At 66.9% G+C, this 22,926-nt stretch carries 23 protein-coding genes; 13 read left to right on the forward strand and 10 right to left on the reverse strand.

Annotated features, from left to right (window positions below; all coding sequences use genetic code 11):
* The first annotated feature begins 68 nt into the window (after positions 1-68).
* Entirely contained in the window at positions 69-2,825 is a 2,757-nt protein-coding gene (locus tag BN4332_RS20620; protein WP_435405199.1) for an NAD-glutamate dehydrogenase domain-containing protein, read from the forward strand.
* An 8-nt stretch (positions 2,826-2,833) separates the two neighbouring features.
* Here the strand turns inward: BN4332_RS20620 and BN4332_RS33295 are convergent, their stop codons facing one another.
* Together BN4332_RS33295 and BN4332_RS20630 are read right to left on the reverse strand one after the other, a co-directional pair.
* Positions 2,834-3,586, reverse strand: coding sequence for a PDC sensor domain-containing protein (locus tag BN4332_RS33295; RefSeq protein ID WP_160110900.1), 753 nt, complete (start codon positions 3,584-3,586; stop codon positions 2,834-2,836).
* 79 nt (positions 3,587-3,665) lie between these two features.
* The gene (locus BN4332_RS20630; RefSeq protein ID WP_200820326.1) at positions 3,666-4,418 is read right to left on the reverse strand and encodes a FadR/GntR family transcriptional regulator; all 753 of its coding nucleotides are present in this window, start codon (positions 4,416-4,418) and stop codon (positions 3,666-3,668) included.
* Positions 4,419-4,559: 141 nt separating this feature from the next.
* Between BN4332_RS20630 and BN4332_RS20635 the strand changes: the two genes are divergently transcribed.
* From BN4332_RS20635 to BN4332_RS20670, 8 genes are read left to right on the forward strand one after another with little or no spacing between them, the layout of a single operon-like run.
* Complete coding sequence (locus tag BN4332_RS20635) at positions 4,560-6,071, forward strand: APC family permease (protein WP_096866953.1); 1,512 nt, start codon at positions 4,560-4,562, stop codon at positions 6,069-6,071.
* A 38-nt stretch (positions 6,072-6,109) separates the two neighbouring features.
* Positions 6,110-7,321: a cytochrome P450 gene (locus BN4332_RS20640; RefSeq protein WP_096866954.1), complete on the forward strand. Its 1,212-nt coding sequence runs from the start codon at positions 6,110-6,112 to the stop codon at positions 7,319-7,321.
* Positions 7,322-7,368: 47 nt separating this feature from the next.
* Entirely contained in the window at positions 7,369-8,754 is a 1,386-nt protein-coding gene (locus BN4332_RS20645; RefSeq protein WP_066901139.1) for a glutamine synthetase family protein, read from the forward strand.
* Positions 8,751-9,461, forward strand: a complete 711-nt coding sequence (locus BN4332_RS20650) for a substrate-binding periplasmic protein (RefSeq protein ID WP_066901141.1) — start codon at positions 8,751-8,753, stop codon at positions 9,459-9,461. Before BN4332_RS20645 ends, BN4332_RS20650 begins: the two co-directional genes overlap by 4 nt.
* The gene (locus tag BN4332_RS20655; RefSeq protein ID WP_066901143.1) at positions 9,449-10,165 is read left to right on the forward strand and encodes a gamma-glutamyl-gamma-aminobutyrate hydrolase family protein; all 717 of its coding nucleotides are present in this window, start codon (positions 9,449-9,451) and stop codon (positions 10,163-10,165) included. The genes BN4332_RS20650 and BN4332_RS20655 overlap by 13 nt, the downstream gene beginning before the upstream one ends.
* A complete protein-coding gene (locus BN4332_RS20660; protein WP_066901145.1) occupies positions 10,162-10,953 on the forward strand; it encodes a gamma-glutamyl-gamma-aminobutyrate hydrolase family protein in 792 nt (263 codons plus the stop codon). The genes BN4332_RS20655 and BN4332_RS20660 overlap by 4 nt, the downstream gene beginning before the upstream one ends.
* Complete coding sequence (locus BN4332_RS20665) at positions 10,953-11,909, forward strand: PDR/VanB family oxidoreductase (protein WP_066901147.1); 957 nt, start codon at positions 10,953-10,955, stop codon at positions 11,907-11,909. Before BN4332_RS20660 ends, BN4332_RS20665 begins: the two co-directional genes overlap by 1 nt.
* Positions 11,910-11,931: 22 nt before the next feature.
* Entirely contained in the window at positions 11,932-13,278 is a 1,347-nt protein-coding gene (locus BN4332_RS20670) for an NAD-dependent succinate-semialdehyde dehydrogenase (protein WP_066901149.1), read from the forward strand.
* A gap of 12 nt (positions 13,279-13,290) precedes the next feature.
* Here the strand turns inward: BN4332_RS20670 and BN4332_RS20675 are convergent, their stop codons facing one another.
* Together BN4332_RS20675 and BN4332_RS20680 are read right to left on the reverse strand one after the other, a co-directional pair.
* Positions 13,291-14,262, reverse strand: coding sequence for an MBL fold metallo-hydrolase (locus tag BN4332_RS20675; RefSeq protein WP_066901151.1), 972 nt, complete (start codon positions 14,260-14,262; stop codon positions 13,291-13,293).
* Positions 14,259-14,831: a carboxymuconolactone decarboxylase family protein gene (locus BN4332_RS20680; protein ID WP_066901153.1), complete on the reverse strand. Its 573-nt coding sequence runs from the start codon at positions 14,829-14,831 to the stop codon at positions 14,259-14,261. Before BN4332_RS20680 ends, BN4332_RS20675 begins: the two co-directional genes overlap by 4 nt.
* 167 nt (positions 14,832-14,998) lie before the next feature.
* On the opposite strand from BN4332_RS20680, the gene BN4332_RS20685 reads away from it, so the two are divergent.
* A complete protein-coding gene (locus BN4332_RS20685) occupies positions 14,999-15,547 on the forward strand; it encodes a TetR/AcrR family transcriptional regulator (protein ID WP_066901218.1) in 549 nt (182 codons plus the stop codon).
* Positions 15,548-15,557: 10 nt separating this feature from the next.
* Here the strand turns inward: BN4332_RS20685 and BN4332_RS20690 are convergent, their stop codons facing one another.
* From BN4332_RS20690 to BN4332_RS20710, 5 genes are read right to left on the reverse strand one after another with little or no spacing between them, the layout of a single operon-like run.
* Positions 15,558-16,355: an ABC transporter permease gene (locus BN4332_RS20690; protein ID WP_066901155.1), complete on the reverse strand. Its 798-nt coding sequence runs from the start codon at positions 16,353-16,355 to the stop codon at positions 15,558-15,560.
* Positions 16,352-17,500: an ABC transporter substrate-binding protein gene (locus BN4332_RS20695; protein WP_066901157.1), complete on the reverse strand. Its 1,149-nt coding sequence runs from the start codon at positions 17,498-17,500 to the stop codon at positions 16,352-16,354. Before BN4332_RS20695 ends, BN4332_RS20690 begins: the two co-directional genes overlap by 4 nt.
* A complete protein-coding gene (locus tag BN4332_RS20700; RefSeq protein WP_066901159.1) occupies positions 17,497-18,213 on the reverse strand; it encodes an ABC transporter ATP-binding protein in 717 nt (238 codons plus the stop codon). The genes BN4332_RS20695 and BN4332_RS20700 overlap by 4 nt, the downstream gene beginning before the upstream one ends.
* The gene (locus BN4332_RS20705; protein ID WP_066901161.1) at positions 18,189-19,211 is read right to left on the reverse strand and encodes an acyl-CoA dehydrogenase family protein; all 1,023 of its coding nucleotides are present in this window, start codon (positions 19,209-19,211) and stop codon (positions 18,189-18,191) included. Before BN4332_RS20705 ends, BN4332_RS20700 begins: the two co-directional genes overlap by 25 nt.
* Entirely contained in the window at positions 19,208-19,738 is a 531-nt protein-coding gene (locus BN4332_RS20710; RefSeq protein ID WP_066901220.1) for a DUF4242 domain-containing protein, read from the reverse strand. Before BN4332_RS20710 ends, BN4332_RS20705 begins: the two co-directional genes overlap by 4 nt.
* Positions 19,739-19,832: 94 nt before the next feature.
* On the opposite strand from BN4332_RS20710, the gene BN4332_RS20715 reads away from it, so the two are divergent.
* From BN4332_RS20715 to BN4332_RS20725, 3 genes are all read left to right on the forward strand, one after another.
* Entirely contained in the window at positions 19,833-20,432 is a 600-nt protein-coding gene (locus BN4332_RS20715) for a TetR/AcrR family transcriptional regulator (RefSeq protein ID WP_066901163.1), read from the forward strand.
* Between the two features lie 166 nt (positions 20,433-20,598).
* The gene (locus tag BN4332_RS20720) at positions 20,599-21,093 is read left to right on the forward strand and encodes an anthrone oxygenase family protein (protein WP_066901165.1); all 495 of its coding nucleotides are present in this window, start codon (positions 20,599-20,601) and stop codon (positions 21,091-21,093) included.
* A 127-nt stretch (positions 21,094-21,220) separates the two neighbouring features.
* A complete protein-coding gene (locus BN4332_RS20725; RefSeq protein ID WP_066901167.1) occupies positions 21,221-22,261 on the forward strand; it encodes an LLM class F420-dependent oxidoreductase in 1,041 nt (346 codons plus the stop codon).
* A gap of 11 nt (positions 22,262-22,272) precedes the next feature.
* On the opposite strand, the gene BN4332_RS20730 is transcribed toward BN4332_RS20725, so the two are convergent.
* Positions 22,273-22,926 carry a TetR/AcrR family transcriptional regulator gene (locus BN4332_RS20730; protein WP_066901169.1) on the reverse strand — a complete coding sequence of 218 codons (654 nt, stop codon included), beginning with the start codon at positions 22,924-22,926 and terminating at the stop codon, positions 22,273-22,275.

The raw sequence follows: 22,926 nt of genomic DNA on the forward strand, positions 1-22,926 counted from the left end.
GCGCGCTGTTCGAGCACTTCGGCCTTCGGGTGGCGGCCCAGCACACCGTCGACACCGCCGAACTCCCGATGACCGTGTCGGTGTTCGATTTCCTGACCGTGCAGCCATGGAGTGCGGGCGGACGGGACAAGGTGGCCGACGCATTCGCCGCCCGCACCGCACATGGATTCCTGATCGATGACTACGCACGCCTGATCCCGTCGGCGAACATCACCTGGCGTGAGGTCGGCCTGGTGCGTTCGGCCAGCCGATTCCTACGCCAGGCCGGGCTGGGCATGTCGGAGGGCTACGTCATCGACACGTTGAGCCGCCACGCCGACTTCGTCGCCGCCCTGGTCGCGTTGTTCACGGCGCGGTTCGACCCGCAGTTGCTCGACCGCGAGTCGCGGACGGCCTCCGCGCAGCACCGCATCGACACCCTGATCGAGGTGACCACCTCGGTAGACGAGGACCGGATTCTGCGGGCCTTCACCTCGTTCGTGTCGGCGACCTTGCGCACCAACTGGTTTCAGCGCGGCCCCGATGGCCATCCGCAGCGCCGGTCGGCCTATCTGATCGAATCCGCGGCGCTGTATCCGCCCGGGCCCATCGTCCCGTTCCGGGAGATCTTCGTCGACAGCGAGGACGTCGAGGGAATCCACGCACGCAGTGGGCCGGTGGCGCGCGGCGGGTTGCGGTTCTCCGATCGACCCGAGGACTACCGCACCGAAGTCCTCGGGCTGATGAAGACTCAGACCGTCAAGAACTCACCGATCGTTCCGGCCGGCGCCAAGGGCGCATTCGTGCGCAAGAACCCGAGGGTCAGCGTCGAGCAGGCCTACCGCACCTTCGTCGCCGGACTGCTCGACCTCACCGACAACCTCATCGACAACCAGGTCTGCCCGCCGCCACACACCGTCGTCTACGGCGGAAACGACACCTATCTGGTGGTGGCCGCCGACAAGGGCACCGCTCGCTTCTCCGACGTCGCCAACGAGCTGGCGCTCGACCGTGGGTTCTGGCTGGGCGATGCGTTCGCCTCCGGCGGTTCAGCGGGCTACGACCACAAGAAGATGGGCATCACCGCCCGCGGGGCCTGGGTGTCGGTGCGCGCACACTTCGCCGAGCTCGGCCGCGACGCCGACGTCGACCCCCTCACTGTCGTAGGCATCGGCGACATGTCAGGTGACGTGTTCGGCAACGGAATGCTGTTGTCGCGCAACCTCAAACTCGTCGCCGCCTTCGATCACCGCCATATCTTCATCGACCCGGATTCCGACCCACGGGCCGGCCACGCCGAGCGAGCCCGGCTTGCCGCAATGCCGGCCAGCAGCTGGGACGACTACGACCGCGCCGTCCTGTCACCCGGCGGCGGGGTCTGGTCGCGCAACGTCAAGCGAATCGACCTGCCCGCCGCGGCGCGCGAGGTGCTCGGTATCACCACCGAAACGGCCAGTCCCAACGACGTCATCCGGGCCATCCTCACCGCCGACGCGGACCTGCTGTGGAACGGCGGCATCGGCACCTATGTGAAGGCCGCGCGCGAGAACAACACCGACGCAGCGGATCCGGCCAACGACGCCATCCGCGTCAACGCCGACCAGCTGCGCGTGTCCGTCATCGGCGAGGGTGGAAACCTCGGGCTGACGCAACGTGCCCGCATCGAATACGCGTTGGGCGGCGGCCGCATCAACGCCGACTTCATCGACAACTCCGCGGGCGTGGCCTCTTCCGACCGCGAGGTCAACCTCAAGATCGCCCTGCAGTCGGCCGTGCACGCCGAGCGGATCACCGTTCCCGAACGCAACGAGTTGCTGGCCGCCTGTGAGGACGAGGTCGCCGCCGCGGTCCTGCGCGGCTGTGAGAACCAAGTGCTGGCCATCGGTCTGGCCGAAGCGCAAGCCCCTGCGCTGCTCAACCGCCACGAACGACTGATCGAGAATCTCGAACAGGTCTCCGGTATCAGCCGTGCCGGCGAAATGCTGCCCGGTAGAGCCGAACTCGTCTCGCGCACTCGCGCCGGCCGCGGGTTGACGCGTCCGGAGATCGCGGTGCTGCTGGCGCATTCCAAGAACGTCGTCCGCGACGAGCTGCTGGACTCCGCGGTGCCCGACGATCCGATCTTCTCCGCCGCGCTGCGCGACTACTTCCCCACACCGTTTCGCATCCACCTCGATGCCGACATCTCCTGCCATCGGCTCGCCCGGGAGATCATCGCCACCCAGATCGCCGACGACCTGATCAACCACGTCGGTCCGGGCCTGATCTATCAACTCGACGAGCGCCTCGGCGTATCCACACCGACGGTTGCCGCGGCCTACACGGTGGTGCGGCACCTCTTCGGGGTCGACGACATGTGGCGCGAGGCGCTGGAGCGGACCGCCGCGAACCCGGCGCAACGGAACGTGGCACTGCGCTCGGTGCAGCACTTCATCGAATACACCGCGGGACGCCTGTTGCGCCGGCACAGCGGGAATCTCGACATCGGCTCGACCATCGCGGCCTACCGGCGACATGTCGACGCCCTGCACAACCAGCGCCGTGACTTCGGCGACCGGTGGACCCGGCTACGCCCGGACTCGTTGGACCTCAGCCGCACCGCCACCAGGATGGGCGGGGATATCACGGTGGTGGCCGGCGTGTTCCTGGCGATCGACGACCAACTCGACCTGGATTGGATCGAACGGGGATTGCGGGCGCACACCACATCGNCGGCGGCGCTGGCCCGATTCGGCCGGATGCGCGCCGAACTGGGCCGCGACAGCGTCATCGACGTTGCCCGAGGGGCCGCCGTACTCGCCGAGCTCGCGCTACTTCTTCGCCAGACCGACTCTCTGATCCGCTGAGCCGGCTTTCACGAGTCGCTGCCCAGCGACACCAACGACCATGGCGTCGCTGAAACCGGCAGCGCGGTCGGCGAATTCGGATCCTCCAGCTTGGAGCCGGCGACGTGCTCGGCGTCGTTGGCGACGATCACCCGCCCCTCGGAGTTGGTGAGCGCCAGGGGCGTGCGATGTGCCGCGAACGTGGGCAACAGCGCCGCGTCCAGTCGAGCCACCGGCACGTCGGCTCCTGCCACGCCGATGAACTCCCCACGCCCCGAGGTCACCGGGAAGGCGAACGTACACACATACAGATCGACGCCGGTGTAGTCCAGAAACGGTCCGTGCACCCACGGGATGCCGCGGTCGCGGGGCACCGAAAACCACTCCATCGTGGAGTAGTCATAGAAGTACTCGCTGCCCGGATTGAGATCCAGCTCAAGCCGTTGCGCCTCCCCACCGGGTTTGGAGTTGGGACGCCACCACTCGAGGTAACGCGGAACGTCGGCCAACGCGCCGTCGGCAACGACAAACCCGACCCCGTTCACGAGGTGGGCTTGTCGCTCTAATTCGCCGACCATCGGGTCGCGCAGCGCCACCAGGTCGGACGAGCTCGGCTTGGCGCCGGAGTCTTCGATGCGGTCCCAGAGCGCCCGGGTGGCCGCCGCGACGGTGCGCAGCGAGTCGAAGATGTTCTCTACGAGTGAGGTCACCGCCGTGGCGACCAGCCCGAGTGCCGCATCGCCGTTATCGGCGCGAAACGACCGGTCCGTTCCGTTCGCCATCATCTCGAATGCCCTTCCGTGTGTGTCGGCGTCAGCCTAGGCACCGGCGCCCGGCAGCATGCCGGATCAACCTGCGGACTCATGTTCTGGCGAGCTCCATCCGCAGGCCGATGAGCCGTCGAATGGTCAGCGCGCTGTGCTCCTCTGCCAATGATCGCGCGCCGGCTTGATCCCCGCCCTCGATCGCGTCGACGAGTTGGTGATGCCTGGCCGCCTCATCCGCCGGATCCAATCCCAGGCGTGGTAGCCAGACCATCGCCGCCAATTCGGCCTGAATGTTCACCTCTGCGCGGGTGAGACGAGCGGACTGCGAACACACCGCGATCTCGATCTGGAAGCGGCTGTCGGCGCGACGGCTGGAGATCGCGTCCTCGCTGGCCGCAAGGCGGTCCGCCAACGTCCGAAGCCGCGCGATGTCGGCCGCCACGGCTCGGCGGGTCGCGAGAACCGCGGTGGCACCGGCGACCGCGAAATGCTCATCCCCCAGGTCGCGCAACCCCTCAACGGTCAGCTCCTGCAGCAGCGCCAGCGAACGCGTGTGCACGTCTTCAGCCGAGGCACGCACGAAGCTTCCGCCGCCGCGCCCCCGCTTCGTCACCACCAGCCCCTGCTCCCGCAAGATCGCCAGCGCTTCGCGCAAGGTCATGGTCGATACGCCGAGTTGAGTGGCCAGATCGATTTCGCTCGGAAGTTGCTCTCCGTCGGAGATCACCCCGAGTCCGATGGCGGCCGAGATCCGCGCCACCACGGCATCGGTGCGGGGGCCGCTGCCCGCCAGCGGCGACAACACAGCCCCCACCGCGGTCAGGCCGCGCAACTGTTCGACCGCCACTGTTCCTCCTGCCAGGGCAATTTCGACGATGGTACGCGATAAGTCTTGAACTATGAACTATGGTCCTTTATGTTTTAATTCTATGGCTTGTCTCACAGCCCGCCCCTGAACATGGCCCCTGACACAGAAAGCCGGCCGCCTATGTCTAAAACTCCCGAGCCGCACGACGAGGACCACGCGCAACTCGCCGCGCTCGGTTTCCAGTCCGAGTTCAAACGAGACATGAGCCTTTGGGCCAACTTCTCGCTCGGTTTCACCTATCTCTCGCCGGTCGTCGGCATCTACACCGTCTTCGCATTCGCGCTTGCCGCGGCCGGTCCGCCGATGATCTGGAGCCTGTTGATCGCGGGCTTCGGCCAGATGCTGGTCGCGCTGGTGTTCAGCGAGATCGTCGCCCAGTTCCCGGTGGCCGGCGGCGTATACCCGTGGGCCCGCCGTCTGTGGGGCCGCAAATGGGCGTGGATGACCGGTTGGGTGTACATCTTCGCGCTGCTGGCCACCATCGCCGGCGTGGCCTACGGCGCCGGCCCGTTCGTGGCGACCGTATTCGGTTTCACCTCAACGGTTTACACCACCGTCGTATGCGCACTGATCGTGCTGCTGCTGGCCACCGTGATCAACCTCACCGGCACCAAGATGCTCAGCTACTTCGCGATCTTCGGCTTCACCGCCGAACTGATCGGCGCGCTGATCGTGGGCGGGTGGCTGTTGCTCACCCAACGTCACCACGGGTTGGGTGTGCTGTTCGACAGCTTCGGCGCGCAGGGCGAGCACAGCTTCCTCTACGCGTTTCTCGCCGCCAGCCTGATCGGTGTCTTCCAGTACTACGGATTCGAGGCCTGCGGCGACGTAGCCGAGGAGGTCCGTAACCCCGGGGTGCAGATCCCGAAGTCGATGCGACGGACCATCTACATCGGCGGCGCCGCAGCCACTTTCGTCTGTCTCAGCCTGGTTCTGTCGGTGGTCGACATCGGCGCGGTGATCCGCGGCGAGGACGTCGATCCGATCTCGACCGTGCTGGCCACGGCATTCGGCCCGGTCGGATCCAAGATCGTGCTCTGCATCGTGCTGATCTCGTTCGTGTCCTGCGCCCTGAGCCTGCAGGCGGCGGCCAGCCGCCTGCTCTATTCCTACGGCCGCGACGGCATGATCGTCGGCTCGAAGCTGTGGGCCCGGTTCGACAAGAAGCGCCATGTGCCCCCGTATGCCTTGCTCGCCGCCGCGGTCATCCCCGCCGCCCTCATCATCGGATCGATCGTCTCCACCGACGCGCTGACCAAGCTGATCAGCTTCGGCTCGGTCGGCATCTACATCGCCTTCCAGATGGTCGTGTTCGCCGCGCTGCGCGCCCGCATCAAAGGATGGGTCCCCAGCGGCAAGTACCGCCTGGGCGGGTGGGGAATGCTGGTCAACGTCGGTGCCCTGATCTACGGCGTGGCAGCCATCATCAACATCTGTTGGCCCCGCACGCCCGAGGCGCCCTGGTACGACAACTACATCGTGCTGCTGATGTCGGGCATCGTCATCGGGCTGGGCCTGCTCTACATGGCCATCGTCCGCTCCCACTCGAACGGCACCACGCCCCACGCTGACGCGATACCGACGGCCGCGGCCGACTCGCCGGACAAACCTGTTGTGGCGCAACCGGTTTAGCCGAACTGCCAGATTACGATCACCAGAGGAGAGTCACCATGACTCCGAACATCATCACCGCCGATACCGGCACCGCGGCTCCACGGCTGCACGTGACCGATCCCTCGTTCTCGATCACCTCGGACGCGGTCCACGATGCCCGTGAGGCCAGCTGGTTCGCCCATACCGAATACGGGATCGCCGTGCTGCGCTACGACGAGGTCAGCAAGCTCATGCACCATCCGAGCCTGCGACAGGGCAGCGTGCACTGGCCGGCCCACAACGGGGTCACCGAGGGCCCGTTCCTGGACTGGTGGAACAGCTGGATCCTGAACAAGGAGGGCCAAGAGCACCGACGGCTGCGGACCCTGCTCAACCCGGCGTTCTCCAAACGATTGATCAAAGGCCTGGTGCCCCGATTCCAGGCGCTGGCAGGCGAACTGATCGACGCCTTCGCCGAGCGGGGCGAGTGCGAGTTCATCGGCGAATTCGCCGATCCGTATGCCGCCCGGGTCATCGCCATCATGCTCGGGCTGCCCGAGTCGGAGTGGGAGATCATCGCCCGTGAGTCCGCCACCATCGGGCTGGCCATGGGCATCACCTTCAAGCAGGAGCTTCCCCGGATCGAGGCCGCGCTGGCCACGCTGTTCGAGTACGCCGACGCCGCGATCGCCGACCGCGAGGCCAATCCGCGCGACGACTTCACGACCACGCTGGTGCAGGCCAAGAACGACGGCGGACTGTCCACCGAGGAACTGCGCGACGCCTTCGTCCTGATGATCTTCGGCGGCTACGACACCACCCGCAACCAACTGGGCCTGGCGATGCAGAGCTTCATCGCCAACCCCGCACAGTGGGATCTGCTCGCGCAGAACCCCGCTCTCGGTGGCAAGGCTGTCGAGGAGGTGATGCGGACCAACCCGACGGTCCGCTGGGTCACCCGAGAGGCAACCGAGGACTTCGAATACCAGGGACTGGCGATCAGCGCCGGAACCACCGTCCACCTGTTCAGCGAGTCATCGGGCACCGATCCACGGGTCTTCGGACCACCCAGCTTCGACATCGCCGCAGAACGCAAGCCGCACTTCGGTTTCGGTGGTGGGGCGCACCACTGCCTGGGGCATTTCGTGGCCCGTGCCGACATGGCCGAGGCCCTTCCGCTGCTGGCCCGCCGGCTTCGGGATCCGAAGTTGCTCGACGGTGCCGACTGGATGCCCGACTCGGGCAACACCGGCGCGAACAAGCTCCCGATCAGCTTCACCCCGGCCTGAGCGGGCCGTCCATCCACCCACACACTCATCCCGAAAGGTCCGCGTCCATGAGCACAACAGCGCTCGACCAACACCGTGAGGCCAATTCCGCACCCGGAGCCCTCGACGCCGCTCTCGCGGCGATCGAGGAGTACGGCGTCGAGTTCGTCTACTTCCAGGCCGTGACGATCACCGCCCGAGTCGTCGGAAAAGTCGTTCCCGCCGACCAATTCGCGCGGCTGGCGACCCGCGGCGTCATGCAGCACCGCACCGCCATCGCCAACCTGCAGACCACCCGTGAGGGGATCCTGCTCGGCGGTGGAGTCGGGGCGCCCGAATACTGCGCGATGCCCGATCTCGACACCTTCTCAGTGCTGCCCTGGGACCACAAGACCGCGCGCGTCTTCTGCAGCCTGTACGAGCCCGACCACGTGATGGTCGATCCCGGCGCTCCCCTGCCGACCGACACCCGCGGCCTGATGAAGCGACTGCACGCCGCGTTCACCGATCGCACCGGCCTCGAGCTGCGTACCGGCACTGAGCCCGAGATGACCTGGGAAGGCCCTGGTTTCACCACGTCATCCCGGCCAGACTCAAGCCCCGCCTATCACATCGAGCACCTCGAGCGGTACCGCGCGATCTACCAGAAGGTGATCTCCTACGCGAAGTTCATGGGCTTCCAGATGGTCGAAGGCGACTTCGAGGACGCCGGCCAGGTCGAGCTCAACTGGATGTTCGACCACAGCGACGCAACGGCCGACCGGCTGATGACCTATCGGCAGATCTGTAAGCAGGTCGCCCGGGAGCTCGGCATCGAGGCGAGCTTCATGCCCAAACCGGGCCAGGGTTACATGGGCAACGGCTGCCACCACAACTTCAGCCTCTGGCGCGGCGACGTCAACATCCTGGCCGACGAAGGTCGCCACGATCTGCACCTGACCGAGGAGGGGCAGTACGCCCTGGGCGGGCTGCTCACCCACACCCCGGGCGCGATGCTGATCATGGGATCAACGGTCAACTCCTACAAGCGATACTGGGATGCGGGACAGTTCGCCCCGTCCAAGATCAACTGGGGCCTCGACAACAAGACCTGCACGGTGCGCCTGTCGGCCAACGGCCGGCTCGAGTACAAACTTCCCGATGCCGCATGCAACCCGTACCTGACCCACGCGGCGATGCTGGTGTCCATCGACGACGGCTTGAAGAACCAGATCAGTCCCGGCGCACCCACCGTCGGCTCGAGCTACGAGTCCACCGAACCCGAGCTGTTCGGCGAACTTCCGCTCACCCTCGGCGATGCGCTGGCGGCGTTCAAGGCCGACGACTATCTGATCAACGCGCTGGGTGCTCCGCTGGGGAATCTGTTGCTGGAGTACAAGACCGACGAGTGGGCGCGGTTCAACAGCTCGATCACCGACTGGGAGCGCACGATGTACTGGGAGGACACCCCGTGACCGAGCCGCTGCGCCTGGCCTGCATCGACGCCGACGCTCCCCCGCTGTTCGGGCTGGCCTCGTCCCCCGGTGGCCGGTCGGGATACGAGCCGGCCGTGGCCGAACTCCTTGCGGCCGAACTGAACCGGAAACTGGAGTGGGTCATCATGCCGTGGGGCGACATGCTGCCAGCCGCGCGCGACCATCGGGTCGACGGCGTGCTGTGCGGCCAGGGCATCATCCCCGCTCGCCTGGAGCAGGCCGATTTCACCCGGCCGTACGGCATCTTCCACGAAGGCATCCTGATGCGCCGCGGCGAGGCCGTGCCCGACCCCGCGGGCCTGGCCGGCAAACGGATCGCCGCCATCCGCGCATCGGCCAACTACAACTTGGCCGCCTCGTTCGCCGGTGCCGAGGTGGTCGAGTTCGAATCGGACCACGTCTACGAGGACATGCTGGCCGCACTCCGCTCGGGCGAGGTCGACGCCGTCTGTGACGACGACGTGGTGTTCGTCCCGCTCGGAGACGCCGACCCGGATTTCGAGCTCGCGTTCGTCGTCAAGACCAACAACCCGTGGGGCGTCGCCGTCGCGAAGGACCGCCCGGAAACCCTTGCGGCCCTTGACGGTGCACTCGAGCGCATCATCGCCGACGGACGGCTGAAGTCGGCGTGGGCGCAGTGGCTGCCGACACTGGACTACCCCTTCGAGGTGACATGCGACCGCTGATCGCGGTGCCGGGCCGGCGCGCCGTCCGCGTGCCGATCCTGCGCTTCAGTGCGACCCTGGCCGCAGAGGCCATCTGCGAGGCGGTGTGGGCCGGCGGCGGCGAGCCGCTCGTGCTGCACGGCCCGGACGGCGACCCCGCCGCAGAACTGGCCGACCGGCTGGCCCGGTTCGACGGCATCTGCATGCCCGGAGGGGCAGACCTGGACCCGCGGCACTACGGCCAGGAGCCCGTGGTGGAGACCGAAGATCCGGTGGCACACCAGGATGCGTTCGACATGGCGGTCATGTCGTGCGCCGTGCGGCTCGGCATCCCGACCCTGGCGATCTGCCGCGGGATGCAGATCCTCAACGTGGTGCAGGGCGGCGATCTGATCCAGCACCTGCCACCGAGCGACGTCGCACACGGCAACGCCGTGCACGACGTGATGGTGGCCGAGGACAGCCGACTGTTCCAGGTCACGGGGTCCACCCGGGTCCCGGTGTCGTCCTATCACCATCAGGCGGTCGGTGCCATCGGCGCCGACCTGCGGGTCGTCGCCACCGCAGACGACGGGTGCGTGGAAGCCCTCGAACACGCCGGCGGGAATCTGCTTGCCGTGCAATGGCATCCCGAGGATCTCCACGCATCCTCGGGCAGCGACGCTGCCCTTTTCGCCGATCTCTCCGAACGAGCCGCCAGATCCAGGTTGGAGGCCTTGGTATGAACAGTCCCGTCGTCGTGCGCGACGAGGTCGAACCGTCCGGCACCCGTACCCGGGAACCGGGACGGCCGCACATCGCGGTGTTGGTGTCACTCAACTTCCCCGATCTGACCGCACCGGTCGCGGCACTGCACCGCCGCTTCACCCGTACCGCCCTGACGGCGCTGGCGGAGCTCGATGCCAGCTTCGAGCTGGTGGACACTTCCGAACCCGGTGCCGTCGACGTGGTCGTCGATGCCGACGGTCTGCTGGTGCTCGGCGGCGGCGACATCGCCGCGGCCTGCTATGGCGGACCGGACGGACCCGTGCCGAACTCCTACGGGGTCGACGCGGAAGCCGACCGGGTCAGCCTGGCCATGATCCGGGCGTACATCGACGCCGGCCGCCCGGTGCTGGGTATCTGCCGCGGTTCACAGCTGATCAACGTCTGCTACGGCGGCACCATCATCGGTGACATCACCGATTACCAACTGCACCGCGGCGGGCCGGGCGAGCACCTTTTCATCGACGAGAAGGTCGAGGTACTCCCCGGCACCCGGCTGGCCGTCATCCTCGGTGCCGGGCCCCTCGTCGTCCGGTCCGGCCATCACCAGGCCGTCGACGACGTGGCAGATGAGCTCGTCGTCGCCGCCCGGGCCCTCGACGGCGTCGTCGAAGGCGTCGAGCACCCGACGGACTGGGTGCTGGGTGTGCAGTTCCACCCGGAAGATGACGACGGACCGCTGGAACCGCTGTACCAGCTGCTCGCCGGCTTCATTGCCGCCGGCGCGCCTGTCCCGGAGGCCCACTGATGGAAAACAGCATCGTCGTCCGTATCGCCGAAATCCAGGTCGAGACACCCGACATCCGGGGTCTCCGCTTGGAGCAGCTCGACGGGTCTCCCTTCGGTGAGTGGCGGTCCGGCGCGCACATCGACGTGACCGGACCCACCGGGGTGCTTCGCCAGTACTCCCTGGCAGGCTCACCGAAAGACGATTCGTCGATGTGGGTCGCGGTGAAAAAAGAAGGGCCGCACGGCGGCTCAGCGGCGATGCATGCACTCAAGGTCGGCGACCACCTGAAGATCAGCAAGCCGCGCAACATGCTCGGAATCGTCCCCGACGCCGCCAAACACATCCTGATCGCCGGCGGCATCGGCCTGACCCCGCTGATGAGCATGGCCTTCGAGCTGTACAGCTGGGGCGCCGACTTCGAGCTGCACTACTTCGCGAGGTCGCGGGAGGAGATGGCGTTCGACGACTTCCTCACCGAACGAGTCGAATACCGCGACTTCGTCACCCTGCACATCGGAGTCCCGCGTACCGAACAACCCGCGCTGTTCGAACAGATGGCATCGACCATTTCTGCCGATACCCACGTATACACCTGCGGCCCAGAGGGGTTCATGGACCAGGTGGTTGCCGCCTTCACACCCGCAATCGGTGCCGACCACATCCACCTCGAGGCGTTCACCCCGAAGGAAGTCGACACCTCCGGCGACACGGCGTTCACCGTCGAACTGACCACCGGTGAGGTGTTCGAGATCCCGGCCGACCGCTCGATACTCGACGTGCTCGAGGAAGCGGGCTGCGACGTGTTCAGGTCGTGCGGTGAGGGCATCTGCGGCTCCTGCGTCTCCGGTGTCGTCGAGGGCATTCCGGATCACCGCGACAACTGCCTGTCGGCAACCGTCAAGGCCAACAACGAAGAAATGGCGCTGTGCGTATCCCGCTCTCTCAGCGACAAACTCGTCATCGAACTCTACTGACCACACAGACTGGAGAACACCAATGAGCTTGTACGTCGTGACCGATCCCGCCACCGGCGACGTCGTCAAAAAGTACCCGACCGCCACCGACGCCGAGATCGACAACGCTCTGTCGGTTGCCGTGACCGCGAGCAAGGGATGGGCGCGCGAGACGACCGTTGCCGAGCGGGCGGCCCTGGTCCGTCGCGTCGGTGAGTTGCATACCGAGCGTGCGGATGAACTCGGCGCGATCATCGTCCGTGAGATGGGCAAGCCGCTCGACGCTGCCGTCGGCGAAGTCAAGTTCAGCGCCTCGATCTACGAGTACTACGCCGACCATGCCGAGGCTCTCCTACGCGACCAGCCGATCGAACTGCTCGACGGCACCGGCGAAGCGGTGATCACGAACAGCCCCTACGGCGTCCTCCTGGGAATCATGCCGTGGAACTTCCCGGCCTACCAGGTTGCCCGGTTCGCCGGGCCCAATCTGTGTGTGGGCAACACGATCCTGCTCAAGCACGCCCCGCAGTGCCCGGAGTCGGCCGCGGCGATCCAGCAGATCTTCGACGACGCCGGTTTCCCGGCCGGGGCGTACGTCAACATCTACGCCACCAACGAGCAGGTGGCCAGGCTCATCGAAGACCCACGGGTGGCCGGGGTTTCGCTGACCGGCTCCGAGCGGGCCGGTGCGGCTGTCGCCGAGATCGCCGGTCGCAATCTGAAGAAGGTCGTACTCGAACTGGGCGGTTCGGACCCGTTCATCCTGCTGTCCACCGACGATCTCGCTGACACGGTCGCCAAGGCGGTGGCCGCCCGCCTGGACAACACCGGGCAAGCATGTAATGCGGCCAAGCGGTTCATCGTCGCCGACGAACTCTACGACGCGTTCCTGGAGAAGTTCACCTCAGCCGTCCTCGCCGCGGCCGACGGCATCACCCCGCTGTCGTCGGAGCTGGCCGCCGATCGGTTGCAGGCGCAGGTGGACAGCGCCGTCGAGCAGGGCGCGACACTGACCAGTGCCGGCGAACGCAACGGCGCGTTCTTCCCGACCGGAGTGCTGACCGACGTCAAGCCCGACAACGATGTCTACCACCAGGAACTGTTCGGTCCCATCGCGATGGTCTTCAAGGCCGCTTCGGAAGACGAGGCCGTCGAGCTGGCCAACGACACCCCGTTCGGGCTGGGCTCCTACGTCTTCACCACCGACGCGGAACAAGCCAAGCGGGTCGCGGGGAAGATCGACGCCGGCATGGTGTTCATCAACGGAGTCCAGGCCGACGGCGTCGAACTGCCCTTCGGCGGCATCAAGCGTTCCGGCTTCGGCCGTGAGCTCGGCACGCTCGGCATCGGCGAGTTCATCAACAGGAAGCTGATCCGCACAGTCGGGTGATGAGCGGCACGGTCATGACGCGGTGGTGTGTTGAGTGAGTTGTGCAGCGATGGACTCGATCGCCTGCGTGAGGTCCAGGTACGGGATATTCGGGTCGCGTTCGTGGTAGATCGCGGTGACGATGATCGGCAGCGTCGCCATGGCTTCCGGATAGCTTCGGATGTCCATTCGAGCGACCGCCTCGGCCACCGGCACACCTTGGTCATAGAGCCGCGTCGCGTCGGTGTGCAGGTTCGACCAGAATCGGATTCCGCGATCGATGGCCGCGTTGATCTCGCCTCCGACGAGTACGGGGCCGTGACCCGCGACGACTTTCTGAGCCCCGAAGGAGCGGATACGCTCCAGCGCTGTGATCCAGTTCGGGATCGAGCCAGCCCACGTGACAGCAACGATGTTGTGAGCCAACAGATCTCCCGCGTACAACACACCCGAATCCGGCAGATAGGCGATCGCGTCACCAACAGTGTGCGCCGGCCCGAGCTCATGAAGCTCCACGTCGAGATTGCCCACACGCAGAGCCTTTTCTCCGGTAAACGTGGTGTCCGCGGCCCGCACCCGCACCTCAGAGAAGTTGAATGGCCGGCCCAGCGGTTCCAGTGCGTGCAGGGCGCCGCCGGGTTTGGTCTCCGCGCCAAGCAGTTGCGCCGTGAGGTCGGCATGTTCCTGGGTCATCAGAGCGCTCGCCGCTTCGGTGGTGATGATCTCGGTATCCGCGGAGAACACCTGGTTGCCGAAGAAGTGGTCGCCGTCGGTGTGGGTATTGAAGACATACCGCACCGGCGCGGTTGCGGTCAGTTCGGCCATGGCGGCGCACATTGACCGCGCATGCTGCACGTCATAGAGCGTGTCGATTACCAGGGCTTCGCCGGCACTGACCACCAGACCCGCATTGGCCAGACCGAACGCCTGGTCGCCGGAGAGAAATACATGCGCGCCGCGGCCGAGATCGAACAAGCCTTCCTGGAAAGGAATTTCGCCGGTCATCGCCCGTCCTTCATTCGCTTTTCTTCCAGCTTGGCGGTCGCCTCAGCCAGAATGCCCGCGGTATCGGCGTCGCCCTCTTCCGGGACGATGCCAAGGGTGTTGATGAACAGCGCGGTCATCACGTAGTGCCCAGTGAGCAGGACAATCTCGGCGATCTCGTTGTCGGAGTAGAACTCCTGGATGTGCGAGGTGTCCGCTGCACCACCCGTGATCCGCGCCAGCAGATCATCGACAAACGCGACGAGCACATCGAGCCGGCGGTCGCCGAACGATGTCGCGCCTGACACCAGGTTGTCGATCACCGAATTCGCGATTCCGGCATCGCGCGCCTCGCGCACATGGTGGTGAATCTCGTACTCCGCACGTGTCACCGAGCCGACTCGCAAGATCACCGACTCCCGCGTCTCGGGCGACAAGGCACCCGTGCGAAACGAAAGGCCGAGTGCCAGATAGGCCTTCGCGCTCGACCCGGTCATGGCCAGTCCCCGGGACAGGTTGGCCGGAAACAAGTCGTAGACCTCACGCCCCGCGGGATCGAGGTCCGCGACATCAGGCAATCGAATAGGCATGGGCTCCCACCTTCGCGTCAACTGGTCCGCTCCAAGTCCTGAAAATAGGATACGGAGCGTTCCCTATGGCGCCGATGCTACCGCGGGCGATTAAGATACGCAACGTGCCTAACCAAAAGGCGACCGCAGAATCCGAGCCTCCATTGCGGCGCCGCGACGACGTGCTGATGTCGGCGATCCGTGACGCCACTTGGGCCGAGCTGACGGATCACGGCTACGCCGGCGTGACCTTCGAAGGCGTAGCCCGCCGCGCGAAGACCGGAAAACCGGTCCTCTATCGCCGCTACAGTTCTCGGGCGCAGATGGTCACCGACGCGCTTCCGACCCTGCGCACGCCCGCAGCCCAAGTGCTGTTCCAGAATCTTCGCGACGACATCGTGACCATGGTCGAGTCCCTGATCTACCATTGGCAAGAGATCGGAATCGACACCTACCGCAGCCTCATCGCCGAAGCCGACGACGCCACCCTGCGGACTTTCCAGGCGAAGGTGGCCGCGAAGACCGACCACACGATCCGCGGGGCGCTGGACGCTGCGCGGCAGCGGGGCGAGATCGGACCCGCCGAGATTTCCGACCGGGTGGCACTGAGCATCTTGGCACTCATGCGAAATGAATTGCTGTTCGCCCGCAACCCGATCCAGCCGAGCACCGTCGCCGAGCTGGTCGACGACATCTACCTGCCTGCGATCGACGCGGCATCCCGCAAGCCGTCGTAGCGTTGGCGGGTCAGGCGCGCCGGGCCGGATTCAACAGCCAGCGCGCGGCAGCGTCGAGCAGGAATCCCAGCAGACCGATGACGACGATGACCGCGACCACCTGGTCGTAGGCCAACTGGTCGCGGGCGTTCAGGATCTGATAGCCCAATCCCGAACGCACCCCGAGCATTTCAGCGGGCACCAGGACGATCCACGCGACACCGAGCGCCAGCCGGATCCCGGTCTGCACGTGGGTGCGGATTGACGGCAGGATCACCGCGAGCAGCAACTCCCGGCGCGTGGCGTGAAACGAGCGCGCCACATTGAGCAGCCCCGGGTCGACGGCACGCACCCCGGCCGCGGTGTTCAGCAGCACCGGCCAAACCGCGGCCACCGCGATCAGGAAGATCACGGGCTGGTTCCCGATACCGAACACCGCCAGCGCGATCGGTGTCCACGACAGCGGCGAGATCATCCGCAGGAATGCGATGATCGGCCCACCGGCGCGTTCGGCGATGCCGGACGAACCGATCAGCAAGCCCAGCGGCATCCCGATCATGGCCGCGACGGCCAGGCCGATCAGCAACCGCCACAGGCTGACGCCGAGATCGCCGAGCAGCACACCGCGTTCGAGGAGCCCGGCCAGCGCCGGAAAGACGCGCTGCGGCGCGGTCTGACGCAGAATCGATTCGGGTCCGCTGAGCACAGAGGTGGCGAACCACCACAGCACGACGGCGGCCAGGATCGCGATGACCGGCGGCACGAGCCGGCCCCACCAACTCGAAACACCTTCGAATGTCTGGGATTTGCTTGCGCTGACGACGGTCATAGCGGTTGCACCTGTTCGGTTCGGGTGAGGTCGGCGGTCAATCCGAAGGCGCCCGGGCCGCCGTGATTCGTGAGGGCCCTGCGGACGAACCGGTCCGCCACAAGGTCGGTGTGCACCGCAGCGGGGTCGAGCCGGTCCAGGAACCGGCGGTCGCCGTCGACAACGGTGTCGTGCATGGCCTCGGCAAGGCGGCGGGTGAAGCTCGGATACGGGAAGGGCTGAAACCCCAGACGCTGTGGCTGCCAGTCCGGGTGCGCCGGCGGATAGGGCGGTGTGGGGTAGGTCAGCGCCAGCGCGATCGCCGGTGTCGGCTGCGGTAGATACTTGCCACCGGTCAGCGCGGCCGCCGCGGCGGCGCGGTCGGCATCGATGCGCAGCTGCGCTGCCACCACCGCATCGGTGACCGCCTGTACGGCCTGCGGACGGCTCGCGATGACATCATCCCGGGTGACCAGCGCACAGCAGGCATGATCCCGCCATACGTCACCGAGGAAGGTGTGGATGCGGCCGATCTTCTTGATCTGCGCGACGGCGTTGAACGGGTCGGCCACCACGTATCCGCCCAGCGTGCCGTTGGCCAGGGCGGGCACCATGTCCGATGGGCTCATCACGATCAGCTCCACGGTCCGGTCGGTGCGGGAAGCGCTGCGCCGCAACACCGGCCGCAGGCCATGCGCTCGGAGTAGTTGCTGCAGCACGACGTTGTGGATCGACCACCAGAACGGGATGGCCACCTGGGTACCGGCCAGGTCGCTCAGCTCCCGGACGTGCGGCGCTACCGTCAGTGCCGATCCGTTGGTGTGGTTCCAGCCCAGTACGCGAACCCCGGCACCGAGGGTGTAGCGCAACTGGACCGCCATCGGCATCAGCAGGTGTACGACGTCGACCTGGCGCGTGACGAACGCCTCCGCCAGCGCGGCCCAGCTGCGGAACAGCACTGGCCGTGCCGGGTACAGCCCGGCACCGTGAGCTATCAGGAGCGGGGCGGCATCGGTGATGGGCAGATAGCCCACCCGCAGCGCACCTTCGGCGCCCGGCGCGCCGCTGACCGCGCTGTGTGCCAACCCGCCGATGCCGAAGAGTCCGCCGGCAGCGGTCAATCCGGCAGCTCCGGTCAGCAGCGAGCGCCGGCTCAGCACCGTCACGGCACCTCCACCGCGGCGCCGGACCGGTATTGGGCGAGAATCTCGCCGCGCGTGGGTGTTCCGTCGCCGCCGACCGTCCACTCCGCGCGGATCCGTCCCCGGTCGAGCAGCACGATGCGTTGCGCGAGCGACAGCGCCTCGTCGACATCATGGGTGACGAGCAGCACCGTGACGTCCAGTTCCCGGGCCAACTCCCGGAGCCACCCGACCAGATCGTTACGGGTGGCCGGATCCAGCGCGCTGAATGGTTCGTCGAGAAGCAGCAGCTGCGGGCGGGTGGCGACGGCACGCAGGATCGCCACCCGTTGGGCCTGCCCACCCGACAACTCGTCGGGGTAGCGCGCGGCCAGGTGGTCCAATCCGAACCGGGTGATGAGCTTGGCGGCATCCTCGGCGTCGAACCCGCTGCGTTGCGCGGTGAATCGGCGCGCGAAGGCCACGTTGTCCGCGACGCTCAGCCACGGCATCAGCAAGGGCTGTTGGAAAACCACCCCGGTGCGCGGCCGGCCTCCGTCGCCCGACCAGGTCAAGGTGCCGGAGCTCAGGGTGTCCAGCCCGGCACAGATCCGCAGCAAGGTCGACTTGCCGCTGCCACTGGGACCCAGCACCGCGAGGAACTCTCCCGTGCGGATCTGCAGATCGATGTCGGTCAGCGCCGGTGTCGAACCGAAATGTCTGGCGCCGTGCGCTATTCGTAGCGCGTCAGTTCCCACCGCAGTTGTCCTTCCGACGGTGATTGCACAGGCAGGAAGGCGGTTTCCCGGAATCGCCGGTTGGCGGCACTTCCCAGGGTGTAGCCGGCACCGCCGGTCAACGAGAGCTCCAGCCGGGTGATGTCCACCGCCACCCGCGCCGCATCCAGTCGCAGCCGGATCAGGTCGGGCACCTTCGCCGCAGCGGGGTCCGCGGCCCAGCGATACAGCCGCGATCTGGCATCGTCGGCACGGGCGGCCGCGTCCTGCAGCTCGATGCCGAAGCCGGCCAGCGGGCCGATGTGCGCCTCGGTGGCCGCGGTCAGCGCCGCTCGCGTGACCCCGACGCAGAACGCCGTCTGCAGCAGCAGGAACGCCGGCCGGATCCCGGCGATGAACGCATCCAGGTCGGTGGTGAGCACGTGGTGTGCCGGGACCCGCACCCGGTCCAGCCGCAACGAGGTGGACGCCGTGGCCCCGAGTGCCGTGAGCGCGGGAGTGGGGTTGACGGTCACCCCGTCGGCGCCGACGTCCACCGCGACCACCAGCGTCTTCTCCCCCGTGCGGACCGGCATCACGATCAGGGCATCGGGAAATACGTTGGAGGCCCAGCGAATCGGCCCGCTGACGACCAGGCCGGCGCCGTCGGTCTCGCCGAGGACCGGCACCTGCCCGAGACCGGCGACCTGCTTGAGCCCGGCCGCCATGGCGGTGACGCCGATCCGGCCTGCCGTGGCGAGCACGCTGATCTGCTCGTCGAAGCCACCGCCGGGCGCCGCGTGCAGGTACCGGATGGTCATGTGGTGCGCCCAGGTGGAGAAGCCGACGGCCAGGCTGTGCGCCGACACCTCATCGATGACGCGAGCCATGTCGGACAACTCGAGGTCGAGCAGCTCCGCGCGGCCGAGTTCGGCCAGATCGGTGCGGACATCGGTGCGCTGCTCATCGAGATCGGCGGCGCGAGCGGCGACGGTGTGCGCCACCCGGTCCAGGACGGACACCGCGAGCGCGGCGGTCACGGGCGCGGCCCATCCAGTCCGTGCAGGCGGTCGATCGGTGTGCTCACCGCGTCGCGAGCCCGGCGCACCGCGGCCTCGTCGGGCGCGTCGTAGAAGCACAGGCATTTGTCCATGTCCTCACGGACATAGGTGCGCAGGAACTGCACCTCGGGCACATCGGCGTATTTGGGGGCGTTGGCCTTCTTGCGGGCCAGGTAGGACTCCATGTCGAGATCGGCAGGCAGGTCCCACTCGACCAGGTAACCGGCCTGCGGACGGGCGGCCTTGAGAACCGGCAGGTCCGCGCCGACCAACCGCACCTGATGCGGGCCCGCGACAGCGGCGGCCGCCAGTTGCGTGGCGTCCAACGCGGTCGCATCCTGTGCGAATTCGGCGATCGCGAAGACTCGCCCGCGCTGCGCGGTGACCTGAGCCTCGATCAGTTCTCCACCGCTGCCGGCGATCTCGGCGTCGAGTGTCTTGAGCAGCTGCCCCACCGCGGCGGCGTCGGTGGCGTCGGGGGTGATTTCGTAGAGGTACAGAGTCACGTGGCAATCCTCGGCATCGCAGGGGCGGAACGGCACCGACAGTTGCATAGACAGACAGGTCTGTCTATCGCACCGGCCGGGTTACGCTGACGACATGAGCACGCCCCAGACCGTCACCGCACCCAAGGCCGCGCCGACCGCCGGCGCCGTGCCGCCGGCCCAGCGATTGCTCGACACCGCGGCCGAACTGTTCGCCGGCCAGGGCATTCGCGCCGTCGGCATCGACCAGATCCTGCGCGAGGCCGGGGTCGCCAAGGCGAGCCTCTACAGCACCTACGGCTCCAAGGACGCCTTGGTGATCGCCTACCTCACCGATTTGGATCACGCTGATCGCAACCGCTGGGAACAGGCGGTCGCCGGCGTCGACGATCCGGTGCGGCGCATCCTGACGTTCTTCGACCTCGCCTCACGCTCGGCGACCCGGCGCGACTACCGCGGCTGCCTGTACGCCAACGCCGCCACCGAATACCCCGGGGTAGAGCTCGAACCGGTACGGGCACACCGCAAGTGGCTGCGGGCCACGCTGACCGCCCTGCTGAAACAGGCCGGCACCGACTCGCCCGCGGCGCTGGCCCGCAACATCCAATTGCTCTACGACGGCGCGCTGCTGGGCTCCAAGCTGGAGCGCTCCACCAAGCCCATCACGGCCGCGCGCGCATTGTCCGAGGAACTGATCGGGCTGACGCGACACTGACACGTTGGCAGCCGCACCTTGGGCACTCTCTACGCGACCGTCCCGGTTGCCGTCATCATGGTCGGCATTCCCCACACCGCCCCCACGTGTACCGAGATGGTGAGGGCCGGGCCGGAATTGGGCCTGCGGCTTGCTACGTTCTGGCCGTGCAGGTTGACTCCCAGCCATGTTCGCCGGTCTGGTTGTCATCCTCACTTCGATCGCCGCGTTAGCCAACGCCGCTGTTGGCGGAATAACGTACGCGTTCTCCACATTCGTGATGCGCGGCCTCGACCGCACCGATCCCGCCGAGGCCATCACCGCGAAACGGGCCATAAACGCGGAAGCGAACTCGAACCTCCCGTTTCTCCTCGCGGTCGCAGGTGCGGCGCTCTCGGCGTTGGCGGTCGGTATCGTCGCCGCCACACAGTTGCACCAACCCGGCAGCTGGTGGCTGCTGGTAGGCGCGACCTTCGGGGTCGGTGCCGCGATCATCACGATGACGTTCAACGTGCCGCTGAACAACCGCCTCGACGGTGTGAATCCTGCCCAACTGTCGGCTGACGAAGCCGCACGCGAATGGCAGGCGTACTTCTCCACATGGATGGCGTGGAACCATGTCCGCACCGTCGCAGCGTTCCTTGGCGCCGCGTTGATGTTCGCAGGACTTCGCTACCGCTAGGTCGGCGTGGTCATGCGAGTGATATCTGCGATGACTGGGACATCAGCGTCATTGCACGCACATACATCGGGCCGCTCAATCCACCCGCGGTTCCCAACCAACCAGTTGATCGTGATATAAACCCCTCATGCGGACTGGCATCTTCCTGAGCTACGCCGGCGGCTTCAAAGAGGCCGCCGACCAAGTCGTCGAACTGGAGAAGGTGGGCGTCGACATCGCCCTGGTCGCGGAGGCGTACTCCTACGACGCGATCAGCCAACTCGGCTACCTGGCCGCCAAGACCTCCACCATGGAACTCGGCACCGGCGTGGTCCCGATCTACACCCGCACCCCGGCGCTGCTGGCCATGAGCGCGGCCGGGGTCGACTACGTGTCCGACGGCCGGTTCCGGCTCGGCATCGGCACCTCCGGTCCGCAGGTGATGGAGGGTTTCCACGGCGTGCCGTTCGACGCACCCCTGGGCCGCACTCGCGAGGTGGTCGAGATCTGCCGCAAGGTCTGGCGCCGGGAGAACCTGGATTACGACGGCAAGTACTACCAGCTGCCGCTGCCCGCCGACCGTGGCACCGGCCTGGGCAAGTCTCTGCATCTGATCAATCACCCGGTGCGCGAACGCATTCCGATCACCATCGCGGCGCTGGGACCGAAGAATGTCGAGCTGACGGCCGAGATCGCCGAGGGCTGGCAGCCGGTGTTCTACTACCCGGAGAAGGCCGACGACGTCTGGGGTGATGCGTTGCGCGCCGGGGCGGCCAAGCGTGATCCGGAGCTCGGACCACTGGACGTCATGGTCAGCGCCGGCCTGGCCATCGGCGACGATGTCGACGAGCGGCTGGCCTGGGCGAAACCCCAACTGGCGCTGTACATCGGCGGGATGGGCGCGCGCGGGCAGAACTTCTATCACAAGCTGGCCACCCGGTACGGCTACGGCGAGGTGGCCGATCACATCCAGGACCTCTTCCTGGCCGGCAAGAAGGCCGAGGCCATCGCGGCGGTGCCCGACGACCTGGTGCGCAACGTATCCCTGGTCGGTCCGAAGGGCCTCGTCAAGGAACGGCTCGCCGCCTACGCCGAGGCGGGGGTGACCACGATGCTGGTGCACCCGCTGGCCACCGACGCCGCCGAGACAGTCAAGTTCTGCGAAGAGCTGGTGTCACTCACCAACTAGCGGCGCACCGGTCAGTCAGCGTTGTCGGCCGGGCCCCGGCTGAGGGTCTCGTCCACCAGCAGCGATTCGAACAGCCGGTTGACTCCGTCCATCTCGTCGGGGTCCGTGACCGCCGCGGTGTGGGCGAAGCCGTCGACGATCGCGCCGATCACCCGCGCCACCTGAACCGGGTCGAGCTCGGCGGGGATCAAACCACCCCGCTGCCCGACGGCCACGGATCGTGCCAACGCCTCGGTCATCCGTGCGCCCTGCCGCGCGAAGGCGGGACCGAGTTCCTTGTGACGGCGGGCGTCGATCGGAGCGGTGGCGACGAAACCGGCCAGCTCAGGAAACTCGGTATTGATTCGCATCGATTCGGCCAGCACTGCGCGCAGCAGATCCCGCAGCGTGTGCGGTCCGACGACGGCCGCGGTGGCGCTGGTCAGGATCTTGCCGTAGACGTCATCGCACACCGCCTCGAACAGCTTGTTCTTGGTGCCGAAGTGGTAGTAGACCGAGCCTGCCGTCACACCGGCCAGCTCAGCGATCTGGTTGTTGGTCGCGGGCCCGTAACCGAGCTCGGCGAAACACCGGCATGCGGCGTCGATGACCCGTTGACGGGTGTCACCGCTGTCGATCCCTGCCGGACGTCCCGGCCCGGCCTTCGCGGTCTTGGTCGCGCTCAT

The sequence above is a fragment of the Mycolicibacterium houstonense genome (genome assembly GCF_900078665.2).
Classification (GTDB): domain Bacteria; phylum Actinomycetota; class Actinomycetes; order Mycobacteriales; family Mycobacteriaceae; genus Mycobacterium; species Mycobacterium houstonense.